We start from the raw sequence: 19,506 nt of genomic DNA, 5'->3' as shown, positions 1-19,506 counted from the left end.
ATGTTAAATATTTTTTATGGAGATATGCCGGAGGCAATTTACAATACATCAGCATATTTTAAATTCAATTATGAAAAAGATTGGATTACAGAACCCAGAGTTGCAGATATGATAAAAGATGTCGACAGTTCAACAGTGCTGGGAACCGGCGCTATTGACAGCCCGGTATTAGGAGTTATCGCACCAATCAATCTATCTGGTGGTGTTAAAACACTTATATTGATAGATAAGGTACCGGATAAAGTGTTTAACGCTTCAAATTGCGGCGATAATTGTGCTCACTGGCTATTAGAGATTGCAAAGGATAAGGATGTGACAATCAATCTTCGACACATTATGAAATTCAAAGATGAACCATTTGAAGTACGAATTCTAAATGATGATGTAATCGTAACAAACATGAAGGATCTTATTCCTATTGCCGGGAGGTACGTATAAAGATGCATGGAAGTCATCATTTGATCGTTCAAAGCGCTCATCTGAAATATGAATTAGATATAAAAAGAAATATAACTGTAATCAAGGGAGACAGTGCTACCGGAAAGACTACTCTGGCAGATATGATCAGAGAATATGTCCTAAATGGTACTGATACAGGTATTACAGTTAGCTGTGACGTTCTTTGCAGACTGCTGGAAGGTAATACATGGCAGGAACAGCTGAGCTTAATAAATAACAGTATAGTATTTGTTGATGAAGGCAATAGTTTTGTTTCATCTTTGGATTTTGCCAATGCAGTAAAAAATTCAACTAACTATTTTGTGATAATTACTAGAGAGAATCTTCATGCATTACCATATAGTGTTAATGAAATATATGGAATTCATTCTTCTGGTAAATATAACTCCTTAGAGCCGGTTTATCATGAGTTGTATCATATTTATGGAAACAGTCCTGAATCAATCGTGCATCCTGATGTATTGATTGCAGAAGATAGTAATTCAGGATTTGATTTTTTTAGCTCGGTAAGCGCTGATAAAATAAAATGCATTTCAGCCAAGGGGAAAGCTAATATTTTTAACCTGCTTTCATCTGGAGAAATTGAAGGAAATGTCCTTATTATAGCTGATGGTGCTGCTTTTGGGGCTCAAATGGCTAATGTCTTTGATCTGGCTGAAAAAAACGAATCAATAAGTTTGTATTTACCAGAATCTTTTGAATGGATCATTCTTGATTCAGATGTTTTAAATGATGCAGAGGTAAGACGCATTTTACAAAATCCTGAAGATTATATAGATGGTGAAAAGTATTTTAGCTGGGAACGGTTCTTTACATCTTTGCTGGTAGAAAAGAGTAGTGATTCTTATCTCAAATATACTAAGAATAAATTGAATCCGGCCTATTTGGATGGTAAGGTATTAAGTCAGATTCTCTCTTCAATTCCGGCTCAGGTTGATATTCATGATCAAACTTAAAAATATATAAAAGGATATAATTATAAAGCTTCGCTTGCTACTCAGGCGGAGCTTTATTATAATAGTCGAATATTGCCACTAATATTGGGGAAACGGCAATTGAAGTTCGAAAGGAAAACGGTATGAAGAAAAAAGTAGTAGCAATGCTCATCCTTACTATGCTACTAACAGGATGCGGCTCAAATGGTAGTGAAAACGATAGCAGTGTAACACTGCAGACATCTGAAGAAGCTCAGGGAACTGACGCTGGAATGGAAACTGGATCTGAAACAGACATTCCTGCAGATGATGAGATGGCAGATGATAATACTTCTGATATAGCATCAAACGACGCATCAGATATAGCCAATGATGAAGCTGGTACAGGAGATTCATCAAAAGATGGCAGCGTAGATGACGCAAGCGAAGATAAGTCTTCAGCAGACACAGACAAATCTTCAGATTCATCCACAGACAAGACAACTGATGCATCAAGTGAAGCTTCAACAAGTAATGCAGACAAGGCAGATAATTCTGCAACTAAAGATGAGAAGAAAGACGATTCTCAGACCACAACACCTCCTGCAGAAGAGAAAAAAGATACAGCATCAGCTTCAACTCTTCCCGATGGAACGTATAATGCTGACTTTATGACTCCGGATCAGCCACATTATATAAAAAGTATTGAAGTTAAAGGAGATACAGTAGTCCTTGAAGCTGCAATATATCAGTTTGATACAAACTGGAACACGGTTGAGATTGGTATGGGAACATATACTTTGAAGATAAACGATCAGACAAGGTTCCTCTTTGGCGGTGGCGAGGAAGATCCAACCGTTGTGAGCAAAGAGGAATTCGGTAATAAAATTTCTAATCTCATCGGCTCAGGACTTGGCCTTAGCTTCAAGATTCAAAACGGATATCTGGTTCAGATAGGAATTTGGTCATAAGGTATAAAATTTTCAATTAACATAGCGTTATAAAAAAAGGTGTGGACTAATTAAATAGTTTGCACCTTTTTTGATGTTGCGTTAAAATATCAAAAACAGATTGGAAGGCAGACCCAGACAGACTTCAAGGTGTTTTATCCCAAAAGAGTTCTCTTACTTGATTCAAAGTTGCGAAAACATATACATTAAAGAAATATGAAAAAAGAGCTTCAATCCTTGTACTTGAAGCTCTTTTGTTCGTATAATGGAAGAACGTATAAATAAGGAGAAATAGATTTGAATACTAGTTTTAGAATAACCTCTGATGGCAATGAACAGGACATACAAGAACTATTTGAAATGCTTAAGAAGTACAATTTAAGCAATCGCGAAAAATCAGAGAACGTGCCACTAGGAGTTTATTTAGAAGATAATGGTCAAAAGTTCGCAGGACTCACCGGAGAAACCTTCGGAAACTGGCTCTGTATTCACTACTTCTTTGTAGACGAAAGCTTAAGAGGCCAGGGAATCGGTAGTAAGATGTTAGAAGCAGCCGAATCTGAAGCAAGGAAAAGAGGCTGCAAATACGCCTTCGTAGATACATTCTCTTTTCAGGCACCAAGTTTTTATATCAAAATGGGATACAAGGAAGTTTTTGCCCTTGAAGAGTATCCCTATACAGGAAAAAGACACTACTATACCAAGTGCTTGCTTGAGAATAATGAGTAATAAGCTATGGTCAGGTTAGAAAAAGTAAATGGAAAAAACGTATGGGACATTTTAAAGAGGACTGTATTAGAAGAGGGAAATATGAGTAGAACAGAAATGACCGAATTAACAGTACTTTGTCTGATTATAGACGGAGACAAAGTACTGCTACAGAATAGAGTTAAAGAAGATTGGAAAGGCTATACACTTCCGGGTGGCCACGTTGAACCTGGTGAATCTTTCGTTGATGCGGTGATTTGCGAGATGAAAGAAGAGACTGGACTTGATATAAAAAATCCCAAACTCGCAGGAATCAAACAGTTCCCGATCAAAGATGGCAGATATATAGTCTTCCTTTTTAAGACAAGCGAATTTTCAGGAACAGTTGCCTCATCTGACGAAGGCCAGATGGAATGGGTAGATATAAATAAGCTGTCAGAATATGAAACAGTTGATGATCTTGAAGAACTTCTGGAAGTCATTAACAATCCTAACCTTACAGAGTTTCAGTATCTTGTGAACGGCGATAACTGGACAGTCTCAATAAGATGACAAAATTCCTACTATACATTTGCAGAAGTTTTATACGATTAAACTTTCGTACATATAATAATCAATAACTTGAAAATGCATGAGATGGTTATAAAAGTACGAAGGCTGACAAAATATGATAATAACTGTAATACAGAGTAATTACGTCGGGGGAGGAGATACAAAATGGCTGATTTTGGCATAAACGAAATGCTTGATATGCAAAGAAAATTGCAGGACAAGTACAAAGATAAGTGGGAAGGAATTTCTCCAGAAGTTGGCAAAAATAAGCTCTTATGGATGATTGGTGAAGTCGGAGAAGTAATTGATATAGTAAAGAAGAACGGTCATCAGGCTTGTAATGAAGACAATCCCGAACGTGAACATCTAATAGAAGAACTAGCTGACGTCCTCATGTTCTACAATGACGTCTTGCTTTGCTATGGTATATCAACCGAAGAACTGAAGGAAGTATATACCGCCAAGTTTGAGAAGAATATGAAAAGATGGTAACTAATTAGCCTTTGAATATTTTGTTGTTTTTATAATAATTAAGATAAGCAGGTATACTATGAGTAATATTATATTTCTAGATGTAGACGGAGTCCTTAACTCAAAGTTCTGGGACAACGACCACCAGCGCGAAATAAGTGAAGGCAAATACGTAGATCTTTCTGCAGTAAAACTCCTCGGAACCCTCGTGGATAGAACCGGCGCCAAGATCATACTTCATTCCGGCTGGAGATTCTGGTTTGATGAATCTATGAATCCGCTAAAACCCGCAGCAGAGTTCTTTATTAATGCAATGGCAAATGAAGACATGATCATATCAGGCGTAACACCAGATCTCACAACAGAAGAGATAAGAAAAGCCAAGATTTTCAGTCTTGTCAAAGCTGATGAAATACTCACATGGCTGAAAGAAAATCCTTCCGACAACTGGGTAGTACTTGATGACCTAGATCTTAACAATCCCGAAATTCAAAGCCATCAAGTTAAGACAGATCCAGAAGTTGGACTTACGGATCAAGATGTTGAAAAAGCTATAACCATACTTACAAGAAGAATTAACTAAATTTTTCTCCTGTAAAGACTTTAAACTTTGAAGCTGCCATCCTCCGGAACCCGCCACAGCCTAATTCTATCACAGGAGAGAAGTTTATTAATAACAAAAGCGACGATCCAAGATCGTCGCTTTTGTTAAATACTTATTACCGATAACGGGGATCATACCTTCCTGGCCTTGGGCATTCGATCGAACAGTCACACTGCTTCCTCTTTACCGCTTTGACCTGATTCCCTGTCCAAGTGAAGCATAAGCCACTCTTTCATGAATCAGAAAATACGATCTGACACTTTTATTGCTCGTCCAAGTGAAGCGTAAGCCACTCTTTCTTCGCTTATGTCGTACCCGTTTGTATTAAGTAACTTTAATATAACAGATGGGTATGCTATTGTCAATCATCTTAATCAAAAAAGTTATATTGTCTGTAAATTCAGTTTACATGCTACAATATACTGTAAACTCAAACGGTCAAAACTAAATAATCAAACTAATAGTGTTGACCGATTGTTCAAAATACCATATATTGTGCTTTGAATTGTCTGACAATTCAAAAACCCAGACTACGCCAACCTTGAAAGGTTCTTATTTAATGTGCTAAAATTTATTGGGTTTATGCAAACCCATAGGAGGAGATTATTATGGTTTTTTCATCCATGACATTTTTATGGATTTTTCTGCCCATAGTATTTGTGCTTAGTTTAGTAGTTCGTAATATTAAGGTGCAGAATATTATACTTCTGATTTTCAGTCTTTTATTCTATGCCTGGGGCGAACCCGCATACCTTCTTATACTTCTTGCGTCAGTTATCATGAACTGGGGCCTGGGCCTTCTTATGGAGAGCCTTCCGGAGCACAAGAAGGGTGTTCTTGTTTTATCACTTATAGGTAACATCGGAATTATCGGATATTTTAAATACTGCAATTTCATTCTTGGAACTATAGACGCAGTCCTGCCCATAAGCCTTCCAAGATATGATATCGCCCTTCCTATCGGCATATCTTTTTTCACATTCCAGGCTATGAGTTACATAATTGACCTTTACAGAGGTCAGTACAAGGCTCAGAAGAGTCTTCTTAACCTTGCGCTTTACATCTCTTTCTTCCCGCAGCTTATTGCAGGACCTATTGTTAAGTACAAGGACATAGAAGAGCAGATCCTTAATAGGAATGCCTGCCTTGAGAAAAGAGCTACAGGATTCAGACGCTTTATCTACGGTCTGGGCAAGAAAGTTATCATCTCTAACGTTCTTGCACAGGTAGTAGATACTATCTATGGAATGAATCTTGGTGATATCAGTGCATCCATGGCATGGCTTGCAGCAATCTGTTACATGCTTGAGATCTACTATGACTTCTCAGGATATTCAGATATGGCTATTGGACTTGGAAGAATGTTTGGATTCGAGTTCCTTGAGAACTTCAATTATCCATACATTTCAGCATCCATCAAGGAATTCTGGAGAAGATGGCATATATCACTGTCATCATGGTTCAGAGATTACCTTTACATCCCGCTTGGCGGCAATAGAAAAGGTATTAACAGAACTTACCTTAACCTGATCATTGTATTTGCAGTTACAGGCCTTTGGCACGGTGCAAGCTGGACCTTTGTTATATGGGGACTCTATCATGGCTTTTTCCTCATAATTGAAAGAATGGGATTTGGAAAAATACTTGATAAGTCAAGGATTGTCGGCACTATCTACAGCCTCTTCGTAGTTATCATAGGCTGGGTGTTCTTCAGAGCTGATGATCTTCATTTTGCCCTTGCATTTATAAAGAGAATGGTGCTCCCATGGAGATACGGCCCAGCAGGTGCCATCATAGGTACTATAGTTACAACTAAGACATTGATAATCCTTGTTATCGGAATTATTGCAGCAGGTCCTTTCCAGAAGCTTTTTGAAATCAAGGGACTTGATAAAGTATCTGTAAAGTGGAAGAACAGTATGATTGAGGCGGTATATCTTTTAGCAGTGCTGTTTTATTGCATCCTTCTTCTTGCAAACGATACATACAACCCGTTCATTTATTTCAGATTCTAATGCGTTTGTATGGAATACAAACGCTAGACGTTAAAAAACACTTTTTTAACGTCCGAGGATTATTGGAAAAATAAATTTTTAACGTCCGAGGATTCCATCCAAATCACCTAAATTACAGAGGTTATAGACAATTATGAAAAAATCAACCCAAAGTATATACATGGCTATACTGGCACTTCTGATCATTCTTCCTGTTGTAGCATATGCCATCATTGGTAAATACCTTGATAGCAGCACAGCAGATAAGGAAAACCGTGTCATGACTGAGATGCCAACACTTACAAACACTCAGATTTCAGAATTCCCTACGCTGTTTGACGCGTATGTGAATGATAATCTTCCCTACAAGAACTACCTTGTAACACTCAATAGCATGATAGATTATCACATATTTAATACATCTTCTTCAGATGACGTAATCGTTGGTGATAACGGCTGGCTCTTTTACATAGGTCATGAAAATAATGATGAAGATCCGCTTGCAGATTATGCCGGAACTAATCTCTACAGCCAGGAAGAGCTTGAGCTGATAGCTGCCAACATGATCGCAGCAAGAGATTTCCTCGCTTCTCAGGGCAAAGAGTTCGTTATCACAATGATACCTAATAAATCAAGAGTATACAGCGAGTATATGCCTGACATGTGCGGCCCTGTAAATGAGGAGTGCCGTCTGAACCAGGTATATCAGTACCTTTCAGAGAATACAGATCTTACGATCGTATCTCCTTATAGCGACATCCTGAAATATAAAGAAGCTCACCCTGAGACTCAGCTTTATTTCAAGTACGATACTCACTGGAACAACTTTGGAGCATACGTTGCAGCTCAGTCTATAGCAAGAGTATGGGGCTTTGAGATGCCTGATCTTGATACAGTAGAGCATGTATATGCTAATTCTGATACTTATGATCTTGCAAGAATGATCAATATGGGAGACTACCTCAAGGAACAGGCCCCTGTTGCAACAGCCTACAGCGGTCATATGGCCAAAGTTGAGATACTTGCAGACGGAATGAGCTTTACAGGAACCGTAGAGTCTGGAATTGCAGATGAGAGGAAGCTTTTCATAATAGGAGACTCCTTCTCAGCACTTCTTTTCCCGTATCTTGCTTGTCATTTTAATAGCTCAAAATCCGATATGTATTACAACTATAACTACACATCCCTTGAAGAATATGATCCGGATGTTGTTGTATTTGAGTGTGTAGAGAGATATCTCAACAACATGCTTCATTTTTCCATAGAGAACGGAGTGGTTTATTGAGCAGGAATAGCTTGGATGCTTTGTTTGGGATGATGAACTCAGCCTTCCTTGACAAAGAACATCAGGAATACGAAAAAGTCAGCAAAGCCCTTGAAGGCGTAGACTCTATAGGGAAGATGCCTGGCAGGAATATATTACGACTTAAAAGATATACGGATTTTGGTGTCGAGTATGAGATCCCTATGAACTGGGAACTGGCTGAAAGAGAAGAACATAAAAGCGTTATGTACGTTGATAACGTTTATGAAGGGACAAAAGAGTTTACAGCTGCCGCACTTCGTATACGAAGACTTCGCGGGGATTACAGAGGATATGAAAATCTTGACCAGCTCAGGAAGCTTGCCTTATATGTTGCCAAAAAGAGCAAGACAATGGATTTCAAATATCTTGATGAAATCCTTATAGGACGCAGAAAAGGCATAAAGGTATCCTGTGAGGATTATAGTGATCCGAATGATTTTTATGATATCGATATGTATTTTTTCTATAAAAGCAAGACTGAAATAATGATCTTCTTTTGTATCACAGCTCAAAGGACAAGATCTTACTATGGAAAAATTTTCAATAAAATTCTTTCAAGTATAAGGTATTTAAGATAAAGTCCGATATTAAAATATAGTGAACAAGCTTTATTATTCGAGTTCATCTCTTGTGAAAATTGACGGTTACATAAACCAAAGATTTGTGTCAATACGCATTGAGACTCAATAAATTTCAACAAAAATTCGAGTAATTGAAGTAAAATTGTGCTTGTATATTAAAAAAATCAAAAAACTCTTACAAATGTCAGAAAAGGGTTTTATAATAAACGGAGCTTGAATATGTTATCTTTTTATTTGTGCCGCGGCGACGAGACAGTATCCAGCATGCTTGACAGGATCAACGCCGAAGATACTGACGGTATTACCTACGTATGTGATGAGGTAGAAGATCACTGCTTTATCAACGACGAGAAGTTTGTAAATGCAGACAAGATAATCAATTATCACAACGAATACTGGGCTGTACATGCAGTGCGGGGAGAGTAGACTGCATTTATACAATCTTACTTAGGGTTTTACAGGTCTAAAGAAAATAAGATTTAAGCAATATATCAGGTATATTATTAATACTTTTGATATAAGATACGGAGGCAGTTATGACAGAAACTCAAGCAGCAGAAAGCTCCGGAATCGGCGCTATTATTAGAGGGCTGATCGAAGAACTTATTGGTGAAGACAAGACCGTTATTGAAATTCCCTTTGGAAATGGCTTTTTCAATATCAGCAGTAGTACTGTAACCATGTGGAAGATCATGGCGGTATTAATTGTTATCTGCATAATTCTGAGTTGGAACCTTAAGGTTTACAACATTTCTAAAAGACAGGCTATCACTGAATTTATTGTAGTTGGACTACGTAATCTTGTAGGTGGCTTTCTTGGACACACAGCAATAGAGTATACAGACTTTCTTGTTACGACTCTTATTCTTATCGGTGTCAGCAACTTGTCCGGTTTATTTGGAGCAACTCCTCCTACAATGGATCTAAATGTAACTATAGCACTGGCTCTTGTCAGCATTACTATGGTTGAAGTTGCAGGAATCAGGAAGAGAAAATTCGGAGGCTGGCTTAAGTCTTTCGCTCAGCCGGTTGCTATCATTACCCCAATGAACATTCTTGAGGTTGGAATCAGACCATTATCACTTTGCATGCGTCTTTTTGGTAATGTTCTTGGTGCGACCATCATTATGGAACTTTTGAAGAAGATGGTTCCTGTCATTGCACCCGCTATTTTATCAGTTTATTTTGACTTGTTTGATGGACTTCTTCAGGCATATGTATTTATATTCCTGACAAGTTTGTATATCAAAGAAGCAACAGAATAAGGCGATCAATATTTCCAATATTGATCGCTAAGAGTTAAAAATGTCATAGACATTTTTAACTCCCACAGTAATAAAAACTTAATAAGGTGCGATCATCATAAATGCTGATCGCATTGTAAAAACAAAATATGGTAGTTATTGAGTCGCATAAAAACGACTTTTGACGAAAGGAGATTATAGTATGAACTTAACAGCAATCGGAGCAGCAATAGCAGCATTCACAGGAATTGGCGCAGGTATCGGTATTGGTATTGCAACTGCTAAAGCCGTTGATGCAGTAGCACGTCAGCCTGAGGCAAGTGGTAAGATCATGACACTTCTTATCCTGGGCGGAGCTCTCGCAGAAGCAACAGCTATTTATGGTATGATCGTAGCTCTTCTGATCATATTTGCATAAGAATAGGGGACGGGAAAGGAAGCGCGAAAATGGAACTATTAAACATTAACGCGAATGTTATATACAACATAATAAATCTGCTTATACTGGTTGTTGCTTTCCGTATAATTCTTTTTAAAAAGGTTGATAAGATCCTTGAACAGAGAAGAAAAGATGTTGACGGACAACTTCAGGATGCGTCAGATGACAGGATCAAAGCTGCTGATCTTAAGAGAGAGTATGAAGAAAAGCTCTCTATTCAGGAAGCTGAGAAGGATAAGGTTATGAGTGAAGCCCGTGAAAAAGGCTATGCTCAGTACAATGAGATCATAACCAACGCCCACAAAGAAGCAGATACAATCATTGAAGAAGCCAGAGTACATGCTAAGGCTGATGCCGAGCGTGAACGTGCTAAATATCTGGCTGAACTTAGTGATGTTGTAATCGATGCCGCTGCCAAGATCGCTGCAAATTCACATACAGCAGAAGGCGACAGCAGTCTTTATGATGCATTCATTGAAAATGCATTTGATAAGGGCACAGAAAAACAGGATTAATTTAACTTTTGGCCAGTAGATGGCCCTAAGGAGACTGAATGAGTAATATTAGTGGATTTGGCGGATCCGGCTCGCAGTATTCAACTGCAGTCGTAAGATATGCCGGAGAACCACCAAAACAGGAACAACTTGATAAGATCAAAAAAATACTTTGTGACAGAATTGGTATAAGTGATGTCACGATCACAACTCAGTTGGATCCATCTATTGGTGGTGGATTTATTATTCGCTGCGGCAATTATGAATATGACTGGAGCGATAAAGGAAGAGCTGAGCAGCTTCGTAACAAGCTTAAGAATATAAGACACAATGATACCAGTCCTTCAAAAAGCGTTGTTTCTATGCTTCGTGGCCATGTAGATATTTTTGACCTCTCTATCGAAAGTAGAGAAGTTGGTAAAGTATCATGGGTTGGTGATGGTATCGCCCAGGTAGTAGGACTCGACAGAGCCTTCTATGGTGAGATCGTCCAGTTTGAAGATGGTACCAAAGGAATGGTACAGGATATAAGACGTGACCACGTCGGATGTATACTTTTTGGTTCAGATGAAAACATAACCCAGTCAAGTCAGGTTATGCGTACATATAAAGAAGCCGGTGTTCCTGTAGGTGATGAACTTATAGGAAGAGTAGTCAATGCTCTTGGTGAGCCCCTTGATGGTAAGCCGCCAATCTCAACAACGGAATATTATCCGGTTGAGAGACCGGCTCCCGGAATTATAGACAGACAGTCTGTTAATGAGCCTATGGAGACAGGTATCCTTTCTATCGATACAATGTTCCCTATCGGCCGTGGTCAGCGTGAGCTTATCATCGGTGACAGACAGACCGGTAAGACATCTATAGCAACAGATACTATCATGAATCAGAAGGGCAAAAATGTTATCTGTATCTATGTAGCCATAGGTCAGAAGGCATCAACAGTTGCCCATATCATAAACACACTGACTCAGGCCGGTGCTATGGATTACACAGTAGTTGTATCCTCAACTGCAGCTGATACATCTCCTCTTCAGTACATTGCACCATATGCAGGTACTGCGATCGGTGAATACTTCATGCAGCAGGGACGCGATGTCCTTATCGTTTATGATGATCTTTCCAAGCATGCAGTTGCTTATAGAGCGCTGTCACTCCTTCTTGAAAGATCACCAGGACGTGAAGCATATCCCGGAGACGTTTTCTATCTTCACTCAAGACTTCTTGAAAGATCAAGTAAGCTTTCACCCGAGAATGGCGGCGGTTCAATGACAGCACTTCCAATCATTGAAACCCAGGCGGGTGACGTTTCTGCTTACATTCCGACCAACGTTATCTCTATCACGGATGGTCAGATATTCCTTGAAAGTGACCTTTTCTTTGAAGGCCAGAGACCCGCTGTTAACGTAGGTCTTTCTGTATCCCGTGTAGGTTCCGCGGCTCAGACCAAAGCTATGAAAAAAGCTGCAGGTTCTATCCGTATCGACCTTGCCCAGTACAGAGAAATGGCTGTTTTCACACAGTTTTCTTCAGATCTTGATGAGACAACCAAGAAACAGCTCAACCACGGTAAAGTTCTCATGGAACTTTTGAAACAGCCACTTGGACATCCGCTTGCAATGTACGAACAGGTTATCACACTTGTTGCAGCTAACAGCGGTAAGCTTGATAAGGTTGAACCTTCTCAGGTTAAGAGCGTTCAGGCTAAGCTCCTTGACTGGTTTGAGAAGAACGAAAAGGATGTAATAGCTGAACTTACCAACGGCAAAGAGCTTCCTGATGAACTGAGAAAAGAAATCGAGAAATCTGTTGACGCTTTCTTTGAAAAGAACAAGAATCTTATTTCTGAGTAACAAATTTTTAGTTTAAATGAGGCAATGATTTGGCTGATATAAAAGAGATTCAGGACAGAATCAAAAGTGTCAATGACACCATGAAAATCACGAACGCAATGTATATGATTGCGTCCAATAAGCTCCGCAAAGCCAGAAAAATGCTTGAAGAGACAGAGCCTTACTTTTATGCTGCCAGAGGAATGCTGGACAGAGTTATGAGACATCTTCCCGAAGATTCCAACGATCCATTCCTCAACCAGCACAAAGAAAAGGATCCTAAAGAGATCAAAAGAGGCTACATCATCATCACTGACGATAAGGGACTTGCGGGAGCTTATAATCATAATGTCCTAAAAATTGCAGAAGAACATCTTAAAGAAGATGGAGATAACTGGAAGCTTTATGTAATAGGAGAGATGGGCAGACAATATTTTTTGAGAAAAAATATTCCTGTCGAAGAAGAGTTCCACTATACAGCACAAAATCCAACTCTGTCACGTGCAAGATGGATATCTTCAATGGTTCTTGATCCTTATCTTAGAGGAGAACTCGAAGAAATTAACATTATCTACACAGCTATGAAGAATAGCCTTGTATGTGAGACACATTTCGAAAAGCTCCTTCCTCTTGAAAGACCTAAGAACAACGATGAAATGATGAGAATGGCAGGTATTACGACTCCTTTGGAAGAGTTCTTGATGCTGCCAAGTCCGGAAGCGGTACTTGATAACATAGTCCCGTCACTGGTAACAGGTTATATATACGGAGCTATGGTTGAAGCTTTCTGCTCGGTGCAGAACAGCCGTATGATGGCTATGGATACTGCAAATGACAATGCCAAGCAGATGATACATGATCTTTCGATCCAGTATAACAGGCAGAGGCAGGCGAGGATCACACAGGAAATAACTGAGATCGCAGCCGGAGCCAGAGCCTTAAAAAGAGCCCACGAGCTTCAGGCACAGATGAGAGAAGCAACCAAACAGGCATTAATTAAGCAATAATAGTAAAAGAGGTGCAAAGTGAAAGATGGCAGAATAGTACAGGTCATGGGTCCTGTTGTAGACGTTGAGTTTCAGGATTCTGATCTGCCACATATCGACGATGCTCTTGAAGTTATCAACAATAACAAAAAAGTTGTAATGGAAGTTGCCCAGCACATTGGCGATAATACAGTAAGATGTATTATGCTTGCTGCATCAGAAGGCCTTTCCAAAGACATGACAGTTCATCCTACAGGGGCTCCTATTCAGGTACCTGTTGGTGATGATACCCTTGGAAGACTCTTCAATGTTACAGGACAGACCATTGATAATGGGCCTTCTCTGGAACACGGAGAGCACTGGTCTATACACAGAGAAGCTCCGCCACTTTCTGAGCAGAGCCCTGTTGTTGAGATACTCGAGACAGGTATCAAGGTTATAGACCTCCTTGCGCCATATTCTAAAGGTGGTAAGGTCGGACTCTTCGGCGGTGCCGGCGTTGGTAAGACTGTACTTATACAGGAACTTATCCAGAACGTAGCATCCGAGCACGGTGGATACTCTATTTTCACAGGAGTTGGAGAGAGAAGCCGTGAAGGTAACGACCTTTGGTCCGAAATGAAAGAATCAGGTGTTTTATCAAAAACAGCCCTGGTATTCGGACAGATGAATGAGCCCCCGGGAGCACGTATGCGTGTTGCTGAGACAGGACTTACAATGGCTGAGTATTTCCGTGATGTTAAGAATCAGGACGTACTTCTTTTCATTGATAATATTTTCAGATTTATTCAGGCTGGTTCTGAGGTTTCATCACTCCTTGGACGTATGCCTTCAGCCGTAGGTTATCAGCCTACACTTGCAACTGACCTTGGATCCTTGCAGGAGCGAATCGCTTCAACCAAGACAGGATCTGTTACATCAGTTCAGGCTGTATACGTACCTGCAGATGACCTTACAGACCCTGCACCTGCTACAACCTTTGCTCACCTTGATGCGCAGACAGTTTTGTCCCGTAAGATCGTAGAGCAGGGTATCTATCCGGCTGTTGATCCTCTTGAATCTTCAAGCCGTATCCTTGAAGCAGATGTTGTTGGTGAAAGACACTACAATATCGCCCGCAAAGTAACTGAGATGCTTCAGAAGTATAAAGAGCTTCAGGACATCATCGCTATCCTCGGTATGGAAGAACTTGGCGAAGATGATAAGCAGACAGTTTACAGAGCACGTAAGATACAGAGATTCTTGTCTCAGCCATTCCACGTAGCTGAGCAGTTTACAGGTGTTCCCGGCAAGTACGTTTCTCTCGAAGATACAATAAAAGGCTTCGAAGCTATTGTCGGCGGAGAAATGGATCAGTATCCGGAAGTAGCATTCTTCAACGTTGGTAAGATCGACGATGTAGTAGAGAAAGCTAAATCACTTGAATAAAAAGAATGTAATAGATATATAGTCTTAGCTGTTTCAGATTCTTATGACAAGATGCTAATACAAAAGTTTTAAGTCTGTCAGAATAAATGTCAAACAGATTAAGACGATATTTACCAGGAGTAGTTTATGGCAAATGTTAATACATTTGGCCTTCAGGTCATGTCAATAAACGGAATATTTTTTGACGGAAGAGCTGCCAGTATCACCCTGCCTTGTAGCGACGGCGAACTGTGTATCCAGTCTCATCATGAGGAAATGTGGGTTGCCATCTACGCCGGCGAAATCAAGATCAGAAAACCTGACGGCGAAGTAGTCACAGGCGTATGCGGCAACGGCTCTGTTCAGTTCGCCAACAACAGATGCCTCGTCCTTGCCGACACCATAGAGCGACCTGAAGATATCGACATCAGAAGAGCAAAAGAAGCTCTTGAAGTTGCCAAAGAGCGTATGCGTCAGAAGAACTCCATCGCAGAATACAAAATGTCCCAAGCCGCCATGGCAAGAGCTCTTTCAAGACTTAAAGCCACAAACAAGAGAATCGGCGGACTTGACTAAGGCGAGCAGTTAAATAAAATAAAATTATTGGATAAAAAAGCGAGCAGTTATCATAAGCTGCTCGCTTTTCTGTCACTATTTTTGTTGCTGTTTATTATTGTTGTTGTTGTTGTTGTTGTTGTTGTTGTTGTTCAGTTGTTCCTTCTTCAACAGGATCGATCTGACCAGCTTCCTGCGTAGTTACAGTAACACCTTCACCCTCCGGAATCTCCCCATGAAGAATAGAAACAATATACTGAACCCTTACAAAAGCTCTTTCATAGTACTGGCTCGCAGTAGATTCAGCCTGGGCATTAAACTCCCCATCATAAGCCTCATGATAAGAAATCGCAGCCTTAGCCATATTATCTGCCGCCTCATCAGCCAGCCCCTCCGCAGCCTTGAATTCACTCGGAACCTCCAATGTCGCCATAGTAGCAAAACTTGCATTTAACTTATCAATATAAGTAAGCAGCTGCGCCGGTGCATCATCAGCATTAGGATCAATACTGTTCATAGCATCATTACAATCGGAAACCTCTGTAAAAAAAGTCTTCATACTAGTCTTATAAGACTCAAGCTCACTATTCTTACCACATCCGCATAAACCAATAACGGAGACTAATAATATCGATAATATAGTTATATTCCTTTTAATAAAATTCAAAATCTCATTCCCCTTACGCTAAAAAGTATTTTTGTTATTTGTAGGTTGTATTTCTTATAATAATATGAGGTAGGTGTCAAAAGTTCCTTTTGACACCTTATGACTAACGGATTGTTCCGTTTCTTCGAAACTCTCACAATCCTAAAACATTCGCAAATCCGCACTACGTGCTACTTTGCTCATGTTTTGCGGGTCATAAATTCATATTCGATTTCGAGCAAGCTCGAATCGAAATGACTTTTGACCCTTACGTCATAATATATAATTAGCTAAATAACTAGAAAATGCTTATATTCTCGATAAAAGCATATATTATAAAACTGCATATATACTTAAGAAAACCTATCAACATATTCTAATACGTCATAATAAAAAGGGCAACACAAGTATTGCTTTTTATATCTAATTACGCTTGGCAAACACCCTCATTAACTACAACGTGCGTGAACGTAGATGGCGGGACTGAGGAAATAAAGTCATAAGCCGATTTTGAAAAAATACAGATTTTCCTTAGTGTCTTAGGAGCTGCAGTATAGCATGTCCACGAAAGCGGATAAGACACTTAGGAATATCCGTATTATTTTCAACTGAGGCTTATGACTTTATTTCCTCAGTCCCGCAGCTACGCTACCACGCCCCCCAAATGAAGAGTTGTAGTTTGCGGGTGTCTGTGATAGGATAATACAAATATCGTAAATTAACGCAGTAAAGTGAAATGCGTTTTTATAGGAGGCCCTTTTTGACCAGGCAAGATTTCGAAAATTTTTTCAAAAATAACCACCCCATTTTTTTAGACGGTGCCACCGGCACCAACCTCATGAAAGCAGGAATGCCCGCAGGCGTATGCCCCGAAGAGTGGATCTTAAACCACCGCGATGTCATGATAGATCTGCAAAGAAGATATGCAAATGCAGGAAGTAACATAGTCTACGCACCAACATTCACCGCATCAAGAATTAAGTTAAAAGAATACGGACTAGAAGATAAGCTAGTCCAGATGAATACAGACCTTATTAAACTTTCAAAAGAAGCAGTAGAAGGCAAAGCCCTCGTTGCAGGCGATATCACAATGACAGGCCGCCAACTCCAGCCTGTAGGCGACCTTTCTTTTGAAGAACTCATAGAAGTATATAAGGAACAGATCAAAGTTATAGACGAGGCAGGAGCAGACCTCCTCGTAGTAGAAACAATGATGAGCCTTCAGGAATGCAGAGCAGCAATGATCGCTGCCAAGGAAGTTTCAGACCTTCCTGTAATGGTAACACTTACGTTCGAAGGTGACGGCAAGACACTATACGGAACAACTCCCGAGTGCGCTGCAGTAGTTCTCGAATCCCTTGGCGCCTGCGCAGTTGGTGCTAACTGCTCAACAGGCCCTGACAAGATGGCGGCTGTAATAAGACGTATGGCTCAGGTTACAAACATTCCGATAATCGCTAAGCCCAACGCCGGAATGCCTTCCGTTGTAGACGGCCAGACCATATACGACATGCAGCCATCTGAATTTGCAGATGACATGGAGCTTTTATTAAATAGCGGCGCCAGCATTATTGGTGGCTGCTGCGGTTCAACACCTGATTTTATCAAAGCGTTAAAAGATAAATTCACTGATTTTGATACAACAAGCGCTCGCGACGAAGAGGGTAATCCCCTTACAAGAGGCGATAAGAGCTTAAGACGCCTTACTTCTGAAAGAGAGTTACTTTCTTTTTCCTTAAATGATCCATTCATGATCGTCGGCGAGCGAATCAATCCTACTGGTAAAAAGAAACTTCAGGCTCAGCTTCGTGAAGGCTCCCTTGATATGGTCTGCGACTTCACGACCAAGCAGGAAGAGGACGGCGCTGCCATTCTCGATGTCAATGTCGGAATGAGCGGAATCGACGAGCATGAGATGATGATGAAAGTCTTAAACGAAGTAATTCAGCTCACATCACTTCCTATATGTATAGATTCAAGTAACGTAGACGTTATGGAAGAAGCCCTTCGCTGGTATCCGGGACGTGCGCTCATTAACTCAATATCACTCGAAGAAGGCAAGGCAGAACGATGTCTACCTCTTGCAAAAAAATATGGCGCAATGTTCATCCTTCTTCCGGTAGGCAGAGACGGAATTCCTACTACTATAGAAGAAAAGATCGCTAACATCAAAGAACTCACTGATATGGCTCTTTCCTACGGTCTTACCAAATCAGATATAGTAGTTGACGGCCTTGTAGCAACAGTCGGCGCTGACCCTGAAGCTGCCATCAAGACCCTTGAAACTATCCAGTGGTGCTATGAGAACGGCTATGCAACAATCTGTGGCCTTTCCAATATCTCTTTTGGCTTGCCCCAGAGAAGCTTCATAAATACAGCCTTTCTTACAATGGCGATCGACAGAGGCCTTACAATGGCGATCTCAAATCCGTCCCAGGAACTCCTCGTCAACGCCGCATTTGCATCAGACCTGCTCAAACACAAGGAAGAATCAGACCTTAGATACATCACAAGAATGCAGCGCTATGACGGAGACGCCGGCAAAATAGCCGTAAGCATATCCGGAAGTTCAGCTTCCAATGCCGCATCCGGCACAGGAACACCTACTGATGAGAAAAGTTCAGATCCAATTCAGCGCAACATGGACATTCTCTATAAAGATGTCATGGGCGGAAACAAAAGAAAAATAGCCCAAAACACCCAGACCGCAATAGACGCAGGCTGCGAACCCGCTAAGATCCTAAACGACGTCTTAATGCCTGCAATCAACGACGTAGGCGCCAAGTTTGATAAAGGAACCTATTTCCTTCCTCAGCTTATCGCCAGCGCCGAAGCCATGAAACTCTCAATTGCAGTCCTTGAGCCTCTCCTTAAACAAAGCGGAGAGCAGAGCGAACCCAAAGGAACCGTAATTATCGCTACAGTCCACGGCGACGTCCACGACATCGGCAAAAACCTGGTAGCGCTGATGCTTGGCAACTGCGGTTATAGAGTTATCGACCTTGGCAAAGACGTAGAGTCAGAGCTGATTATAGAAACGGCCATGAAAGAAAATGCAAAGATAATAGCATTAAGCGCCCTCATGACCACAACAATGGTTGAAATGAAAAATGTAATCCAGCTTGCCAAAGAGCGTGGCTGTACCGCCAAGATCATCATCGGCGGCGCCTGCGTAACAGAAGACTATGCCAAAGAAATAAACGCAGACGGCTACTCCACCGATGCAGCAGACTGCGTACGAGTGGTCAATGAACTTATGGAGCAGACAGCATAATTTTTAACATATTATTTATTAATACACACAATTGTACGATATATAGTATTAACTAGATAAATATTATCAATTGTTTTGATATATAATAGG

At 40.4% G+C, this 19,506-nt stretch carries 20 protein-coding genes; 19 read left to right on the top strand and 1 reads right to left on the bottom strand.

Annotated elements, in window-relative coordinates:
* From WAA20_RS10405 to atpC, 18 genes are all read left to right on the top strand, one after another.
* Window positions 1-438 (top strand): DUF4869 domain-containing protein, encoded by a 438-nt coding sequence (locus tag WAA20_RS10405; RefSeq protein WP_073389851.1) that lies wholly within the window; start codon window positions 1-3, stop codon window positions 436-438.
* Window positions 439-440: 2 nt separating this feature from the next.
* Window positions 441-1,415 (top strand): translation initiation factor 2, encoded by a 975-nt coding sequence (locus WAA20_RS10400; protein WP_073389850.1) that lies wholly within the window; start codon window positions 441-443, stop codon window positions 1,413-1,415.
* Between the two features lie 122 nt (window positions 1,416-1,537).
* Window positions 1,538-2,344: a hypothetical protein gene (locus WAA20_RS10395; RefSeq protein WP_073389848.1), complete on the top strand. Its 807-nt coding sequence runs from the start codon at window positions 1,538-1,540 to the stop codon at window positions 2,342-2,344.
* Between the two features lie 276 nt (window positions 2,345-2,620).
* Window positions 2,621-3,052, top strand: a complete 432-nt coding sequence (locus WAA20_RS10390; RefSeq protein WP_278308466.1) for a GNAT family N-acetyltransferase — start codon at window positions 2,621-2,623, stop codon at window positions 3,050-3,052.
* Between the two features lie 81 nt (window positions 3,053-3,133).
* Window positions 3,134-3,583, top strand: a complete 450-nt coding sequence (locus tag WAA20_RS10385; RefSeq protein WP_073389845.1) for an 8-oxo-dGTP diphosphatase — start codon at window positions 3,134-3,136, stop codon at window positions 3,581-3,583.
* Between the two features lie 165 nt (window positions 3,584-3,748).
* On the top strand, window positions 3,749-4,075 hold the full coding sequence (locus WAA20_RS10380; RefSeq protein ID WP_073389843.1) for a dUTP diphosphatase: 327 nt from the start codon (window positions 3,749-3,751) through the stop codon (window positions 4,073-4,075).
* Window positions 4,076-4,133: 58 nt separating this feature from the next.
* Entirely contained in the window at window positions 4,134-4,637 is a 504-nt protein-coding gene (locus WAA20_RS10375; protein WP_073389842.1) for an HAD domain-containing protein, read from the top strand.
* Between the two features lie 629 nt (window positions 4,638-5,266).
* Complete coding sequence (locus WAA20_RS10370) at window positions 5,267-6,673, top strand: MBOAT family O-acyltransferase (protein WP_073389840.1); 1,407 nt, start codon at window positions 5,267-5,269, stop codon at window positions 6,671-6,673.
* Window positions 6,674-6,806: 133 nt separating this feature from the next.
* Window positions 6,807-7,937 carry a hypothetical protein gene (locus WAA20_RS10365; RefSeq protein WP_073389839.1) on the top strand — a complete coding sequence of 377 codons (1,131 nt, stop codon included), beginning with the start codon at window positions 6,807-6,809 and terminating at the stop codon, window positions 7,935-7,937.
* The gene (locus WAA20_RS10360) at window positions 7,934-8,536 is read left to right on the top strand and encodes a hypothetical protein (protein ID WP_139263848.1); all 603 of its coding nucleotides are present in this window, start codon (window positions 7,934-7,936) and stop codon (window positions 8,534-8,536) included. The genes WAA20_RS10365 and WAA20_RS10360 overlap by 4 nt, the downstream gene beginning before the upstream one ends.
* Window positions 8,537-8,758: 222 nt before the next feature.
* Window positions 8,759-8,965, top strand: a complete 207-nt coding sequence (locus WAA20_RS10355) for a hypothetical protein (protein WP_073389836.1) — start codon at window positions 8,759-8,761, stop codon at window positions 8,963-8,965.
* Window positions 8,966-9,075: 110 nt separating this feature from the next.
* Complete coding sequence (locus tag WAA20_RS10350; RefSeq protein ID WP_073389834.1) at window positions 9,076-9,804, top strand: F0F1 ATP synthase subunit A; 729 nt, start codon at window positions 9,076-9,078, stop codon at window positions 9,802-9,804.
* Window positions 9,805-9,985: 181 nt separating this feature from the next.
* Window positions 9,986-10,201 (top strand): ATP synthase F0 subunit C, encoded by a 216-nt coding sequence (atpE, locus tag WAA20_RS10345; protein WP_073389833.1) that lies wholly within the window; start codon window positions 9,986-9,988, stop codon window positions 10,199-10,201.
* 29 nt (window positions 10,202-10,230) lie between these two features.
* Entirely contained in the window at window positions 10,231-10,737 is a 507-nt protein-coding gene (locus tag WAA20_RS10340) for an ATP synthase F0 subunit B (protein ID WP_073389831.1), read from the top strand.
* A gap of 38 nt (window positions 10,738-10,775) precedes the next feature.
* Window positions 10,776-12,569 (top strand): F0F1 ATP synthase subunit alpha, encoded by a 1,794-nt coding sequence (gene atpA / locus WAA20_RS10335; protein WP_073389830.1) that lies wholly within the window; start codon window positions 10,776-10,778, stop codon window positions 12,567-12,569.
* Between the two features lie 29 nt (window positions 12,570-12,598).
* Window positions 12,599-13,555, top strand: a complete 957-nt coding sequence (gene atpG, locus WAA20_RS10330; RefSeq protein ID WP_073389829.1) for an ATP synthase F1 subunit gamma — start codon at window positions 12,599-12,601, stop codon at window positions 13,553-13,555.
* An 18-nt stretch (window positions 13,556-13,573) separates the two neighbouring features.
* Window positions 13,574-14,962 (top strand): F0F1 ATP synthase subunit beta, encoded by a 1,389-nt coding sequence (gene atpD / locus WAA20_RS10325; protein WP_073389827.1) that lies wholly within the window; start codon window positions 13,574-13,576, stop codon window positions 14,960-14,962.
* 126 nt (window positions 14,963-15,088) lie between these two features.
* On the top strand, window positions 15,089-15,517 hold the full coding sequence (gene atpC / locus WAA20_RS10320) for an ATP synthase F1 subunit epsilon (RefSeq protein ID WP_073389826.1): 429 nt from the start codon (window positions 15,089-15,091) through the stop codon (window positions 15,515-15,517).
* Window positions 15,518-15,611: 94 nt separating this feature from the next.
* Here atpC and WAA20_RS10315 read toward each other — a convergent pair whose 3' ends face one another.
* Window positions 15,612-16,055, bottom strand: coding sequence for a hypothetical protein (locus WAA20_RS10315; protein WP_338800906.1), 444 nt, complete (start codon window positions 16,053-16,055; stop codon window positions 15,612-15,614).
* 847 nt (window positions 16,056-16,902) lie between these two features.
* Here WAA20_RS10315 and WAA20_RS10310 point away from each other — a divergent pair.
* Window positions 16,903-19,416, top strand: a complete 2,514-nt coding sequence (locus WAA20_RS10310) for a homocysteine S-methyltransferase family protein (RefSeq protein ID WP_073389824.1) — start codon at window positions 16,903-16,905, stop codon at window positions 19,414-19,416.
* The last annotated feature ends 90 nt before the right edge of the window (window positions 19,417-19,506 follow it).

It is taken from the genome of Butyrivibrio fibrisolvens (assembly GCF_037113525.1).
Taxonomy (GTDB): Bacteria; Bacillota; Clostridia; order Lachnospirales; family Lachnospiraceae; genus Butyrivibrio; species Butyrivibrio fibrisolvens.
The sequence above is the reverse complement of the archived record's forward strand: the minus strand, read 5'-3'. Positions and strand labels throughout refer to the sequence as shown.